The sequence below is a fragment of the Coprobacter sp. genome (assembly GCF_982436375.1).
The window spans coordinates 1-15,085 of the sequence record NZ_CEWDCG010000059.1 but is presented as its reverse complement, the minus strand read 5'-3'; the positions used below and the strand labels follow the sequence as shown (position 1 = coordinate 15,085).

Genomic DNA, 15,085 nt, shown 5'->3' with positions numbered 1-15,085 from the left:
AAATCATTAAATCCCATAGATTATATATTATTTTATTTTTTGCTGAATGAATAAAAACATTTCTCAAGAAGATACTTGGAGAACGGTTACAAATGTAATGTAAATAACCCGAAAACAAAAAGTCCAGAAAAGATTCGATAAATTCAATATCGGGACAATTCAGAATTTCACCTGGATTCTATCCGATTTATTTCACCGAAACGACTTTCTCATTTTACCGGATTTCGGGAAGCGCCGGTTGAGATGCGGCATTCGGAGAGCGTATCCGCAAAATACGTGAAACCGTAGGTGCGATCATTGTAACCCGAACAGGCCGGGCGATATGCTGAGGTTTTATGTCTTTACCAAAGAAAATAAGTGGAGCTGGAATCGCATTCTCCCGAACATATTCACGTGGATTATCCGTATTTTCATATACGATTTCCCAACCGGGCTGAACCTCGAGAAGAAGATCTCCGGATAATTTACGATGATACCCCCGGCGAATGGCATCAATCCGGTTATTCCAATTTCCGTGCAACATCTGGAACGATGTCGTCACATCCTGTATCCCAGTCATTTGAACAAGAAATTCAGCAGCTTTCAACTGAACATCTTTCAAACTCATTTCTTTATCCGAAATCAGTTTCCGATTCAAAAATATCTGACGGTCATGATAACCGAGTACCCATTTCTCCTGTCCGTAAACCGCCATCAAATACATATTGAGTAAAGAGGTAGCCCGCTCAGGATAAAACTCTCCTGCAGGAATTTCATATATCCCCACCTCTTTCGCCTCTCCGTTAAAATATCCGGTAGAGGTCAGGAAAATCACCGTATTCTTCAATCCGACATTCTTGTCGATCATCTCCAACAAACGAGCGATTTCCTGATCAAGGCGCAAATAAGTATCTTGAATTTCAAGACTATACTCCTGAATGCTTTTTCCTTGGTAATTGGCAGCAGAATACCCGATATTCAACATATCGGGATACATTTGTTTCCCCAACTCGCCTTTAGTAAGAAAAGCCTCCACGACCCGGTTTACCTCTTCATTCACCAAACCGCTGGTCTTAAAGTAATCGTATTTCTTATGCTTTCCTTTATCGAATATATGCTTAAACATATAGTCGCTACTCAGATAAGACAAGCCTGTATAATCCGTTGCCGAACGCAATGGTTGCCAGACAATCGTATCTATACGGCGGTCGAGTCCCGATTCTATATTATATTGGTCGATATAAGCCGGAATATCTTTGTAATGCGTAGAAGATGCCCATTTCCCGTTGTCATTATCAATCCAGAATACGGAGTTTGCAGCATGACCTCCGCTCAATATCGCCTGTTCGAAAGTCGGTGCGACGGAAAAAACACGAGAGACACCTTCTGTCGCGATTTTCAACTCATCACAAATCGTCGAGGTCAACAAATTCTTAGGAGAAACCGTTTCATTCGTATAATTTCCCATTTTAGCAGGATCATACAAGATAGATTCCACCCTATCCTCCCCAACATTATATAATGTATTGGCCACAATTCCATTATAAGCCGGGTACGTTCCCGTATAAATAGATGCCGTTGCAGAAGAACGATCGATATTCGGGAAATCGAATGTAACTTGATCATATAGCAAGCCTTCGTCCATCAGACGCTTGAAGCCCTTGTCCCCGAAGACATGCCGCATCATCTGCAAATAATCGGTACGCAACTGATCTATAGTAATACCGACAACCAACTTAGGCACATCGGCCGGAACCTGAGCCCCCAAAGGTGCGGTCATCAATACTAAAATCAAGGATGCTATAACTTTATTCATTTTTCTATATTTCTTTTTCTGCCATCTTTTCCTTCCTGCGATTCACCCATATATAGGTCACAGACCTAACGGCCAATACCAACACTAAAGGCAAGAATGCAATATTCATCTGTTGAGGCAACCAATACCAACTTGCCAATAAACAGAAAAGCACCGCAAAGTTAATAAAATGATAATAACAGACGACCTTTTTCATAGATTTTACCCAAATGATTACAGGTAATATCAATAAAAAAGGATTTGCCCAGAATCCCGAATAATTCGGATAGGTAGCCGGATGGGTAGATATAAACATCAAGAAGAACAATAGACACCCTACCAACCCGTAGATCGAAAACAAAACCGTATCTACAATACGGTAATGACGACGTTTTATAATTTCTACGACAGAAATTATAACTACCACCGACAACAGCAAAGATGCAGCAAATAAAGGAGATATACCGGTCGGTCGAACAGTTGCAGACGTCATACGCATAGTATCTGCGGCGAGCAATAAAACCGGCTCTCCGGACAAATAGCGCACCGAGTCGCCTTTTACGACACGGGCATCTTCAAATGCACCCATAAGCACATCCGGAAGAAACATCTGTTCTTCATAACTAATCGTCCGGTCGAGGGGTGTTCCCAAAGCCAGATCTATTCCGAAAGTAAGCCACGGATAATTATGCGTGCAATCGTGAATCATCTCACGGAATGTCACTTTTTCGTCCGGATTTTTATACTGTATCTGCCCCGATAAATTTTCCGTTATCACATTACGAGGACGAGTGGCGCAATTATCATACAGAAAGTTATACCGATATATACGATTATCGGGCATATTATTAATAATCAAAGCCTGAAATACACGCTTACTCTCTTCTGCCGTCAGCTCTAAAGGAAGTTCCGAAACTTTACTTCCCCGTACAGCATAGTTATAGACAAAATCCCTGAAATCGGCAAGCCCTATACTATAATCGGTCTCTCCTTTAGTAAAACGATAGATAAAATGCGGGGTATTGAAACTGAACACGCCATAATGAAAAACGACATCTACATTTCGTGATACATCTTGCACACGCAATCCCGTATGCCCGAACAGCTCATATACTTGAGATCCCGGAGAACAGGTTATCAAACTGATTTTTAAGGAATCGTTTACGGAAGAATATCCTGTTGCCAGCGAACATAAAAAAAATAAAAATGCGAGTATCTTCTTAATATCCATAATCTTAACCCGACAAGTAATACAATACTGTCTTCAACGGGTAAAAATACGACATTTTCACGAGACGACTTCTCCCGTGTTTATTTTTTATATTTTATTAGAACAGAACTTTCATCTGCTTGACAAAAAACGAAAATCAGCGCCGGAAGGACTCTGAAATACTCTTAAGTCGAACTCTGGTAGAACCGCCATAATATGATCCAAAACATCCGCCTGCAATGCTTCGTACAACGGCCATTCTTTTCTTTTTGTGAAAAAATAGATCTCCAAAGGCATTCCTTTATCCGTCGCTTCAAGATAACGGACAAGAATCGTCAGGTCCTCATTGCACTCGGGTAATGCCCGAATATAACGATCGAGGTAGGCCCGAAATAATCCGATATTAGTCAAACGGCTCTGAGGCGAAAGTTCTTTTTTATAATCGACATATTCGCGAACACCGTCTAAACAACAAAAACGCTCTAACATTTCGGGAGTACAAAATTTCACACTGTTCATGTCGATATGTACCGCACGCTTTATGCGACGCCCTCCCGACTCCTCCATCCCTCTCCAGTTCTGAAAAGAATCACTCACCAATGCATACGGAGGAACGGTAACGATCGTATTATCAAAATTTCTGATTTTTACAGTATTTAAAGTGACCTCGATCACTCTTCCGTTCGCCCCATGTTTCGGAACGGTAATCCAGTCTCCGGGGCGCAACATATCATTTGCAGACAACTGTATTCCTGAAACGAATCCCATGATCGTATCTTTAAACACTAACATAAGAATTGCGGCAGAAGCCCCTAACCCGGCGAATAAAGATAACGGTGATTTGTCTATGATTACACTGATAATAAATATTATACCGACAAAAAACAATAAAACCTGTAAAGTTTGGAACAGGCCTTTTACAGGCCGGTCTCGCAGTTTTTCTTTCCGGTTGGTCAACTCAAGCAGAATATTAAGAAATGAATTGAAAAAACGCAGAACGACCGCAATGATATAAACAATACAAAGTTTCAGTACCCATGATAAAGCGACCGGTTGCTCGGGAAAAGCCAGAGGTATTAAAAAATAAATCATTACGGCCGGCACGGTCAATGCAAGTTTATTGAGCAATTTCCGGTCAAACAGCATATCGTCCCACTCGGCTTTCGTACTTTTCACAATCCGATGCACCACACTATTTATAAAATAGCGACAGATATAATCGGCAATTACTGCCAACAATAAAATCGCAACGAGTATGATAACCCGAGAAAAAAACAAAGAATGAGCTGGGCTTAACGACGCATTATCAAACCAGCCCGATATCCAATACAATATATTTTCTGTTTCCAACAACATTCCACAATTATTTGCAACGAAACAAAAATAAGAAATTTATCGAAAACAGAAACTGCCGGTCTAATCTTTTATACAACATTCCTCATATCAAAAAAACGGGAAACCGCATCTTGGCAGTGCTCCCGTCTTCACAATGTTATCTAAACATATTTACGCCCGCACATCTGAACGACTTCCAAAACTATTCTGAAAACGACTATTCCGGGAATTTTTCCTATCCTCACGTCTTACGGTTCTCTTCAATTCTTCCTTCTCCGAAAAAACAGATACAGGTCTTACAACACCTGCATTAAAAGGATGTTCTTGAATCTCGGGAATATGTCTTCCGGTCAATCTTTCTATGTCCTTTAGATAGACTTTTTCCTCAGAGTCGCAAAACGAAAATGCAGCACCACTGCGTCCGGCACGTCCCGTACGGCCGATGCGGTGGACATAAGTTTCGGGAATATTCGGTAAATCATAATTTATAACATGAGAAAGATGATCAATATCTATCCCCCGAGCCGCTATGTCCGTAGCAATTAAGACCCGGGTAATATGATCCCGAAAATTATTCATGGCTTTTACCCTAGCATTCTGAGATTTATTTCCATGAATAGCCTCCGCTTTAACTCCCGATCTACCCAATATTCGGGCAACCTTATCCGCCCCGTGCTTTGTCCGGGTAAAAACCAAAACCGATTCGATATTCTTATCTTGTAAAAGATGAAGCAGCAATTTACTTTTATCAGCCTTCTCCACGCTATAAACATGCTGCTCGATTACATCAACGGTAGATGAAGCAGGCGTCACCTCGATCATTTCCGGATGATTCAATATCTGTCGTGATAATTTTTCGATTTCGGCAGGCATCGTAGCCGAAAAAAACAGAGATTGTCTCTTACGAGGCAACAATGGCAATATTTTCTTTATATCATGAATAAATCCCATATCCAACATACGGTCAGCCTCATCGAGAACAAAGAAACGTATCGTCTGTAAATCGATAATCTTCTGACTTACCAGATCGAGCAAACGCCCGGGTGTGGCAACCAATATATCGACACCCTTCCGTAAAGCCTCTACTTGAGATTTCTGCGATACGCCACCGAAAATAACGGTATGTTTCAATCGGGTATGACGACTATAAGCGTTTATATTGTCTCCGATCTGAGCCGCCAATTCCCGAGTAGGGGTTAATATCAATGCCCGGACAGACCTCCGTCCGTTTCCTCCGGCTTCCGCTAAGAGATTCTGTATTATGGGAATCGAAAATGCTGCGGTCTTACCTGTTCCGGTCTGCGCACAACCTAATAAATCTTTACCATCTAAAACACAAGGAATTGCTTTTGCCTGAATCGGCGTCGGGGTAATATACCCCTCATCTTGAAGAGCTCTAAGAACAGGCTCTGTCAATTTCAAATTTTCAAATATCATTAAATAATCGTTAGTAATCCCGATGTATTCCGGAATCACATTTCAAATGTACGCCTTTATATCGGACTTTCTATCATCGCCCGGCATATAAAATGCTTTATTAACAGTTCGGACATTATTTTATCATAATCGTTTTTCACGCCAATCGGACTTTTTCAAATACAAAAAAGAGAACAACAGCATAAAAACGGCATATACATGATCCGAAGTCCAACATACCGCAACATCGGCTTTAAGCCCGATAGCGACATACAATACATAAGCGACATATATAGACAATGCCGCAAGATCGAGCATAAATGCCTGACGAGTATTTCCCGTACCGGAAACAATCGTAAACCAAATCATAGCAGGAACAAAAAACAGATAAGAAGACAACATTACCCACAAAGATGGTACGGCATTCTCTATCAAACCTGTATTATCGGTATAAATACGCAATACCTCCGAAGGGAATAAAGCGATAAGCAACAATATCGGCAAACAACAGAAAAAACACATTCGGGTTATCCTCATTCCCAAACGGGGAACTGCGTTTTGCTCCGACGCTCCCATAAGATTACTCGTCAGCGATCCTGCCGTCGAGGAGAATGCATTGACTACGATAAAAAGTAAAGAAGAAACACTCCTGACTATATTCGTGACCGCAAGAGAACGCTCTCCCAAATGCTCGACCGAAACAAAAAACAAAAACCATGTGCTCATAGACAAGAAAGTCTGCAACATCGTCCAGATAGAGGTCGAAAGTATCCTCCCCAGCATCTTCGGATGAAATTTGATATTGAAAGAAAAACCGTACTTCTTCCAATCGATCTTAATCCAAGTATATAAAATATAGAATAAAGCAGACACCGCTTCGGCAGTACTGGAAGCTATGGCCGCTCCGGCGATACCCAACTGGGGGAATCCGAATTTACCGAAAATCAACACATAATTCAAAATAATATTTGTCAATACCATAACAACGGAATTGATCGTCAGAATACGGGTATAAGTAATTCCGACATAAAACGCCCTGAATAAAACAGCGATAAAAGAAAAGAAAAAACCGTAAATACGCCAGTTCATATAACTGACCGTTGCTTCATATACAAGATCAGATTGTATTATCGAACGTAAAAATATCGGAGAATAGAGCTTCGAAATCACAAACACACCACCTGCCAACAGCATAAGGAACATCGCCCCTTGCAAAAAAATTCCCCCGATATCGGAATAACGCTTCTCCCCGTTACGACGGGCAATTATAATCTGCACTCCGATACTGAAGCCGAATCCCAACATGAAAATCGCCAAATAATAAACTCCGGCCAATGCAGAAGCTCCCAGCTCTACCTCTCCGACACGTCCCAAATATGCCGTATCGGTAAGTCCGATTAAATGTTCCATCAGCAAACTGATGAGAATGGGATAGGCCATTTGCCAAATTTGTCTGTTGGTAAAACGCATACGCTTATTATTATGCAAAAGATAAAAGATTGATCATTTTTATTCAGACGGCAAAGATAACACATACATCTGTTCTCACTACCCGAAGTATATATAAAAAAGAATTTTAGCCTTTATAATTGCATTATTTCGATTATAATTTATACATTTGAGAATTAATTAATTCTTGTTAGCCCGTATGGAAACTATTAACTTAAACATTGAAAAAGCCCTTGGTAAAGGTGCAAAAGAGCAACTTCTTTCTGCCGCTCCAAAAGCAGAAGATGCTATAAAGACATTACATAAAGGAAACGGAAAAGGAAATGATTTCCTCGGATGGCTGCATCTGCCCTCCTCGATCAGTGAAACAGAATTATCGGATATCGAAGCCGCGGCCAAACAATTGAAAGACCGATGCGAGATTGTTGTTGCAATCGGTATAGGAGGCAGTTATTTAGGAGCAAAAGCCGTGTTGGAAGCGCTGTCGAACACATTCATACAAATGCAAACCAAGCAAAGTGCTCCTTTAGTCTTGTTTGCCGGACAAAATATCGGAGAAGATTATCTGTACGAACTACAACATATTTTGCAAAATCGTCAATTCGGATTAATCAATATTTCAAAATCCGGAACAACGACCGAACCGGCATTAGCTTTCCGGCTGTTGAAAAAACAATTGGAAGATCAAGTCGGCAAAAACGAAGCTAAAAACCGCATCATCGCCATAACCGATGCATCCAAAGGTGCTTTACGAAAATTGGCGGATAAAGAAGGATATAAGACATTCATAATTCCGGATAATGTAGGCGGACGTTTTTCGGTACTCACTCCGGTAGGACTGTTACCTATCGCCGTAGCCGGATATGATATTCGCCAATTGGTAAAAGGCGCAGTTGCAATGGAAAATAAATGCGGGGAAAATGTACCGTTTACAGAAAATCCGGCAGCCGTTTATGCTGCAACCCGCAACATATTATACAAAGCCGGAAAAAAAATAGAAATACTCGTCAACTTCAATCCCAAGCTGCACTTCTTTGCAGAATGGTGGAAACAGCTATACGGAGAAAGCGAAGGTAAAGATCATCTAGGGATTTACCCGGCATCGGTAGATTTTACCACCGATCTGCACTCTATGGGGCAATGGATACAAGACGGAGAACGCACGATTTTCGAAACGGTTCTTTCCGTAAAAAAGATGAAATATAAAGTCGAAATTCCTGCCGATGAGGAAAACTTAGACGGACTGAACTTTCTTGCCGGCAAACGAGTAGACGAAGTGAACAAAATGGCCGAACTCGGAACTCAAATCGCCCATGTCGATGGAGGTGTCCCCAATTTGAAAATAGAAATTCCGGAGATCACCGAATATTACTTGGGACAACTGATTTACTTCTTTGAAAAAGCCTGCGGCATCAGCGGTTATATATTGGGAGTAAATCCCTTTGACCAACCCGGAGTAGAAGCATATAAGAAAAACATGTTCGCTCTACTCGGAAAACCGGGATATGAAGCAGAAACAAAAGCCATAAAAGCAAAACTCTGATTTATAAATCCATTGCCCGAACAAGAAAAAGTTCTAAGAACCTATCTTGTTCGGGATGAAATAAAAATACTGTTCCGAATTTTGAATAGAAAGATTTGGAAATACAAAAAATAAGCATTAATTTTGCACCCTCATTCCGTGCTGGGTATAAATAAGCGGTGATAAAAATCACCCACCCACTGGAGGTAACCTGAATAATAAATTATATCAGATGTACGCAATTGTTGACATTCAAGGACAACAATTTAAGGCCGAAGCAGGCAAAAAATTGTATGTTCATCGTCTCGCAGCCGAACAAGGCGCTTCTGTCGAATTTGACAAAGTATTGTTACTCGACAACGACGGAACGGTAAAAGTTGGCGCTCCTACCGTAGAGGGCGCAAAAGTTGTATGCGAAGTACTTTCTCACCTGAAAGGAGAACGCATAATCGTTTTCAAGAAAAAAAGAAGAAAAGGATATCGCAAACGCAACGGACACCGTCAATGCTTTACACAAGTGTTAATTAAAGAAATTGTTGCTTAACTTATTAAATTCTAAGAAAAAATGGCTCACAAGAAAGGTGTCGGTAGTTCGAAGAACGGTCGTGAATCGGAAAGTAAGCGACTGGGTATTAAAGTATTTGGCGGACAGTTTGCAAAAGCAGGAAACATTATCGTACGCCAAAGAGGTACAGTTCACCATCCGGGTGAAAACGTAGGTATGGGTAAAGACCACACATTGTTCGCATTAGTGGACGGTATGGTAGTATTCCGCAGAAAAAAAGATAATCGTTCTTACATTTCTGTAGAACCCAAAAACTAATCAGTTCGATTTGTACGAGGCTATTATACCTCGATTACAATAAGAGACTTACATGACACGCATGCGATTTTCGCATGCGTGTCGCTTTTAATACAAACATCAACGATGGAGAAAAAATACAAAATATTGTTTGTTTGTCTCGGCAACATTTGCAGATCCCCGGCTGCCGAAGGAATATTGCAGAAGCTATTGCAAAAAGTAAAACTGTCCGAGAATATCGAAGTAGATTCTGCAGGAACGTACGGAGGTCATGCCGGAGAACTGCCGGACAGCCGAATGCGTGCCCATGCCGCCTGCCGAGGATATAAGCTGACTCACCGATCAAGACAAATAAAATGGGATGATTTTGAAAAATTCGATTTAATTCTCGGCATGGACGATACAAATATCAGCAATCTACAACGATTAGCCCCCGATCCGGAATCGCTTGCAAAAATACGGAGAACTACCGATTTTTGCAGAAAATTACCATACGATCATATCCCCGACCCCTACTATTCGGGAAGCGACGGGTTTGAACTCGTACTGGACATTTTGGAAGATGCTTGTAACGGACTGATAGAAGAACTAAAAAACCGTAAATAATATCATCTGGCAGTACTAAAATTCAGAAGTTCTTTCTCCTGCTATACAAAATAGCAGAGATCTGCAAATAGCCTCTAAAAAAGGTAAAAATATACAGTCTTTACATTGAAATCTATCTGTCAAAGAGAGATTTTTACCTATCTTTGTTGAGATAGCAAAATCCAATCAGGCAATGAAAAATAGACTCATTATATTTCTCCTTTCTTTATTTCTGTTCATTCCGTCCATAAAAGCGGAAGACAAAGATTTCAAAATTCCGAATTTAAAAGAAATACATAAAAACATCCGTAACTACAATTCCCACCTCTATTACCCTTATTTGATAAAACGCTTTCTGAACAACGACACGACATTTACACTGAAAGAGTTAAGACATCTATATTTAGGATACAGTTTTCAAGAGGGTTATAATCCTTATCGAGTAAACAAACACCCTGAAGAGATCATGAAATTATACTCTCAACCGACACACACAGCAGCAGAATGCGACACAATCATCGATTACGCAATCCGGTTGTTGGATAATTTTCCGTTCGACCTAAGACAGATGCATCTATTGGCGTATGCATACAAGACTAAAGGTAATAAGGAAAAAGCCCAAATATGGGCTACAAAAATGCGACAACTTCTCGAAGCTATCCGTTCTACCGGAGATGGGAAATCTCCGGAAACAGCATGGTATGTAATCAATTCGACGCATGAATATGACATTATCAACAGCATCGGATATAAAGCTGACAAATATGTCTTCGTTGAACCTAACTACGACTTTATCGAAGTAAGTGAAAATCCTGATAAAACAGAAGGATTCTATTTCAACGTAAGCCGTATGTTGAAAGAATATGAACGAAAATACAAAGAGAATTAAACTTCTGTCTAAAATTTGCCCGAATAAAGATTGAGAACAATCCACAAGAGAATGGTCGGTTTCTCTCTTGATAGGAGAACCTGCCGATACCGTCAACATCGTTATTGACCGGCAAAAAACATAAGAATGACCGGATAATATTTTTCTATTTAAAATTCAGATAGGCCTTAAGAAGTTATAATAAGTCTTTCCTTTCAAACAAACAACACAGCTTTTTTTTAGGAAGAAACACTTTTGTAATAAATTAGACATAATCATACACAGGTTTCGCATAAAGTTTTGTATTTTTGCACAATCCGTATAATGCACAAAAAGATGTGCAGTGAAAATGGTATGTCCTTTAGAACGATGGATATATGTTACGGCAATGAAACGATAAATTTACGACACATGAACTTACTTGATTTAAGCGAACAAGAAATCATAAGACGAGGGAGTCTTGAAGAAATGCGGAAAATGGGAATAGATCCCTATCCTGCTGCCGAATATAAAGTCAATGCTTACACAACCGAAATAAAATCTTCTTTTAAAGATGAAGATGCTCCCCGGCAAGTATCTGTTGCGGGACGTATCATGAGCCGCCGTATCATGGGAAAAGCATCGTTCATAGAATTAAAAGATTCTACGGGACGTATACAAGTTTACATATCCCGGGATGATCTCTGTCCGGGAGAAGACAAAGAGTTGTATAATACGGTTTTCAAAAAACTTCTGGATATAGGAGACTTTATCGGAATTAAAGGTTTTGTATTCCGCACTCAAATGGGTGAAATAACCGTTCACGCTCAAGAACTTACCGTTTTATCAAAATCTTTACGTCCGTTACCGATCGTCAAAATGAAAGACGGCGTAGCATACGATGCTTTCGAAGATCCTGAACTCCGTTACCGTCAACGGTATGTAGATCTTGTTGTCAATGAAGGGGTAAAAGATATCTTTATCAAACGAAACAAGATATATAATTCTATGCGTGAGTATTTCAATGCGCAAGGATACATGGAGGTAGAAACGCCCATTCTTCAATCGATTCCAGGAGGAGCTTCCGCACGTCCGTTTATAACGCATCATAATGCGCTCGATATACCGTTATATTTGCGTATTGCCGATGAATTATATCTGAAACGTCTTATCGTAGGAGGATTTGAGGGAGTATATGAATTTTCAAAGAACTTCCGTAACGAAGGGATGGACCGTACTCACAATCCGGAATTCACATGCATGGAAATATATGTTTCATACAAAGATTACCAATGGATGATGAATTTCACCGAACAGATGCTCGAAAAAATATGTCTGGATGTAAACGGAACGACCGAAGTCAAAGTAGGTGAAAACATAATCAGTTTTAAAGCTCCTTTTAAACGCGTAACGATGATCGATGCCATCAAGGAATTTACAGGTATCGACATTACCGGAATGAACGAAGATCAACTACGGGAAGTTTGCAAAAAGATAGGTGTCGAGGTGGACGAGACAATGGGTAAGGGAAAACTTATCGATGAAATATTCGGAGAAAAATGTGAAGGGAACTATATTCAACCGACTTTTATCACAGACTATCCTATCGAAATGTCCCCTCTTTGTAAACGTCATCGTAACAATCCTGAATTGACAGAACGTTTCGAGCTCATGGTAAACGGAAAAGAACTGTGTAATGCTTATTCGGAATTAAACGATCCGATAGATCAACGATTCCGTTTTGAAGAGCAATTACGGCTCTCTGAAAAAGGCGATGACGAAGCGATGTTTATCGACAACGACTTTATCCGTGCTCTTGAATACGGAATGCCTCCTACATCCGGCATGGGGATAGGAATGGACCGTCTGGTAATGCTTATGACCGGACAATCGACCATACAAGAAGTATTGTTATTCCCACAAATGCGTCCTGAAAAGACTCAGAAAAAAGATGCAGAAAACAAATACACTGCAATCGGGATACCGTCGGAGTGGGTAGCTCCGATACAAAAAGCCGGATATTTAACCGTTGATGCCTTGACCGAAGCAAACCCGAACAAACTGCATCAGGAAATTTGCGGAATCAATAAAAAATACAAACTTGAATTGACCAATCCTTCAGTAGATGATGTAAAGGCTTGGGTAGAAGCAACTAAATAAAAAAAGCAAAAAAAATGAATCTACCGGGAAAAATAGCTATCATAGGGGGAGGTACATGGGCTACGGCCATCGCTAAGCTTATCCTCAACAATACCGATTCTATAAATTGGTATATGCGGAGAAAAGATCGTATCGATGATTTTAAACGTTTGGGGCATAATCCTGCTTACCTGTCGAGTGTCAAATTCGATATAAGTCGTATTCATTTCAGCAATAACCTGAATATGACGATCAGAAATTCGGATACACTGATTTTCGTTACGCCGTCTCCTTATCTAAAACAACACCTGAAGAAATTAAAGACTCCGCTATATAATAAATTTATTGTTTCTGCGATCAAAGGTATCGTTCCCGACGAAAATATGATCGTCACGGATTATCTGAAAAAGATATACAATGTACCTGCGGAAAATCTGGCTGTAATCGGAGGACCTTGTCATGCCGAAGAAGTTGCCTTAGAAAGGCTGTCCTATTTGACTATCGGATGCGCCGACACAGAACGGGCAAAGATTGTCGCAAACATGTTAAACGGCAATTTCTTGAAAACAAGCATCTCTCAAGATGTCGAAGGAATCGAATACGGTTCGGTACTGAAAAATGTATATGCCATTGCTGCAGGAATTTGTTACGGATTAAAATACGGCGATAATTTTCAGGCAGTATTAATTTCAAATGCCATCCAAGAATTAAATCGTTTTGTCAATGCCGTGAATCCGATAGACAGAAACATCTGTGAATCGGTTTATCTCGGAGACCTGCTTGTAACGGCTTATTCCCGATTCAGCAGAAATCACACATTCGGCACGATGATAGGCAAAGGGTATTCTGTAAAAACAGCACAAATCGAAATGGAAATGGTGGCAGAAGGCTATTATGGCACTAAATGTATTAAAGAAGTAAATGAAAAATACAATGTCGAGATGCCTATACTCGATGCTGTATATAATATCCTTTACAATAAAAAATCATCTTTTACCGAGATACGGCAACTCACCGAAACATTCAGATAAAAATAGAACGGGAAATGAGAAACTAACAAATCTATCATTTCCCGTTTTTTTGATCCTTTTCCGAACAAAAGAATCAAAAATACACACAAAACAACTTTAATAACAATATCTATCAAAAAACATTCAGAGTCTAAATTTTCCGATAAGATAATCATCATCAAGTCACCGTTGCGTTTTTTTCAGTCTATTACATTGTCGGTATTCTCCTCTCGACATGGAGTACTATTCTTGTGGATTTCTCTAAAACTTGGTCTGTGTAAAATTTAAACCGACACTAAACGATTCAACAAACGGAAAAAAAAAAGAACTCTGAAAAATCAGAATTCCTTTTTCTCAATAAACCGAAAATAATATCTTAATGACAACACCCGCCGCCGCAATCGTTGTGATGCTCGTCACCACAATTGCAACCGCCACCACAGCCGCCACAAGACGGATGCAATTCTTCAGGTGTAGCCGGGCGCACCGTTACAATTTCACCTACAAAATGCAAATCTTCTCCTGCTAACGGATGATTAAAATCCATAACCACGACATTTTCCTTAACTTCGAGGACAGAACCATTCAGTCGGTTTCCGCTGGCATCCATCATCGGAACTGTATTTCCCGGAAAAATCATCTCCTCATCGAACTTGCCGTCAACGATGAACATATCTTTATTCAATTCAAGGACATGTTCCTCATCTCTCTCTCCGTAAGCATCATTACAAGGTATTACAAATTCAAATTTATCTCCGGCTTTCAGACCTTTCAGTTTTGCCTCGAAAGAAGGTAACATCTGATCAGCACCGAAAACAAAACGAAGAGGAAGCTCTTTAGTTGCCCGTTCCATAAGTTCATTTTCAGCTCCGACAAAAAGATCGTAAGTTGCCTCAACAAACTGTCCGGGTTTAATAATTTCCATAACCTATTTCTTTTATATTATTATTTCGATTCATAAACATATAACTTTGCAAAGTTAGGAAAAGGTTTCTA

The 15,085-nt window shown here is 40.0% G+C and carries 13 protein-coding genes; 7 read left to right on the top strand and 6 right to left on the bottom strand.

Annotated elements, in window-relative coordinates; all coding sequences use genetic code 11:
- Nucleotides 1-214 precede the first annotated feature (214 nt).
- From AC1WHX_RS05225 to AC1WHX_RS05205, 5 genes are all read right to left on the bottom strand, one after another.
- Entirely contained in the window at nucleotides 215-1,795 is a 1,581-nt protein-coding gene (locus AC1WHX_RS05225) for an alkaline phosphatase family protein (protein ID WP_022391070.1), read from the bottom strand.
- Between the two features lie 4 nt (nucleotides 1,796-1,799).
- A complete protein-coding gene (locus AC1WHX_RS05220; RefSeq protein ID WP_303116038.1) occupies nucleotides 1,800-3,005 on the bottom strand; it encodes a lipoprotein N-acyltransferase Lnb domain-containing protein in 1,206 nt (401 codons plus the stop codon).
- Between the two features lie 111 nt (nucleotides 3,006-3,116).
- Nucleotides 3,117-4,340 (bottom strand): mechanosensitive ion channel family protein, encoded by a 1,224-nt coding sequence (locus AC1WHX_RS05215; RefSeq protein ID WP_122304389.1) that lies wholly within the window; start codon nucleotides 4,338-4,340, stop codon nucleotides 3,117-3,119.
- A 150-nt stretch (nucleotides 4,341-4,490) separates the two neighbouring features.
- On the bottom strand, nucleotides 4,491-5,756 hold the full coding sequence (locus tag AC1WHX_RS05210) for a DEAD/DEAH box helicase (RefSeq protein ID WP_122304392.1): 1,266 nt from the start codon (nucleotides 5,754-5,756) through the stop codon (nucleotides 4,491-4,493).
- A 123-nt stretch (nucleotides 5,757-5,879) separates the two neighbouring features.
- Entirely contained in the window at nucleotides 5,880-7,205 is a 1,326-nt protein-coding gene (locus AC1WHX_RS05205; protein ID WP_009319057.1) for an MATE family efflux transporter, read from the bottom strand.
- A 178-nt stretch (nucleotides 7,206-7,383) separates the two neighbouring features.
- Between AC1WHX_RS05205 and AC1WHX_RS05200 the strand changes: the two genes are divergently transcribed.
- The 7 genes from AC1WHX_RS05200 (at nucleotide 7,384) to AC1WHX_RS05170 (ending at nucleotide 14,110) form a co-directional block, all read left to right on the top strand.
- On the top strand, nucleotides 7,384-8,727 hold the full coding sequence (locus AC1WHX_RS05200) for a glucose-6-phosphate isomerase (protein ID WP_009319058.1): 1,344 nt from the start codon (nucleotides 7,384-7,386) through the stop codon (nucleotides 8,725-8,727).
- A 211-nt stretch (nucleotides 8,728-8,938) separates the two neighbouring features.
- On the top strand, nucleotides 8,939-9,250 hold the full coding sequence (rplU, locus tag AC1WHX_RS05195; protein WP_009319059.1) for a 50S ribosomal protein L21: 312 nt from the start codon (nucleotides 8,939-8,941) through the stop codon (nucleotides 9,248-9,250).
- A gap of 21 nt (nucleotides 9,251-9,271) precedes the next feature.
- Complete coding sequence (rpmA, locus tag AC1WHX_RS05190; RefSeq protein WP_009319060.1) at nucleotides 9,272-9,529, top strand: 50S ribosomal protein L27; 258 nt, start codon at nucleotides 9,272-9,274, stop codon at nucleotides 9,527-9,529.
- Nucleotides 9,530-9,634: 105 nt separating this feature from the next.
- Nucleotides 9,635-10,114, top strand: a complete 480-nt coding sequence (locus AC1WHX_RS05185) for a low molecular weight protein-tyrosine-phosphatase (protein ID WP_122338229.1) — start codon at nucleotides 9,635-9,637, stop codon at nucleotides 10,112-10,114.
- 172 nt (nucleotides 10,115-10,286) lie between these two features.
- Entirely contained in the window at nucleotides 10,287-10,982 is a 696-nt protein-coding gene (locus AC1WHX_RS05180) for a DUF4919 domain-containing protein (RefSeq protein ID WP_122338228.1), read from the top strand.
- A 390-nt stretch (nucleotides 10,983-11,372) separates the two neighbouring features.
- Nucleotides 11,373-13,100: a lysine--tRNA ligase gene (gene lysS, locus AC1WHX_RS05175; protein WP_122338236.1), complete on the top strand. Its 1,728-nt coding sequence runs from the start codon at nucleotides 11,373-11,375 to the stop codon at nucleotides 13,098-13,100.
- Between the two features lie 14 nt (nucleotides 13,101-13,114).
- Entirely contained in the window at nucleotides 13,115-14,110 is a 996-nt protein-coding gene (locus AC1WHX_RS05170; protein ID WP_022600884.1) for an NAD(P)H-dependent glycerol-3-phosphate dehydrogenase, read from the top strand.
- Between the two features lie 355 nt (nucleotides 14,111-14,465).
- On the opposite strand, the gene AC1WHX_RS05165 is transcribed toward AC1WHX_RS05170, so the two are convergent.
- Complete coding sequence (locus AC1WHX_RS05165) at nucleotides 14,466-15,014, bottom strand: FKBP-type peptidyl-prolyl cis-trans isomerase (RefSeq protein WP_009319066.1); 549 nt, start codon at nucleotides 15,012-15,014, stop codon at nucleotides 14,466-14,468.
- Nucleotides 15,015-15,085 lie beyond the last annotated feature (71 nt).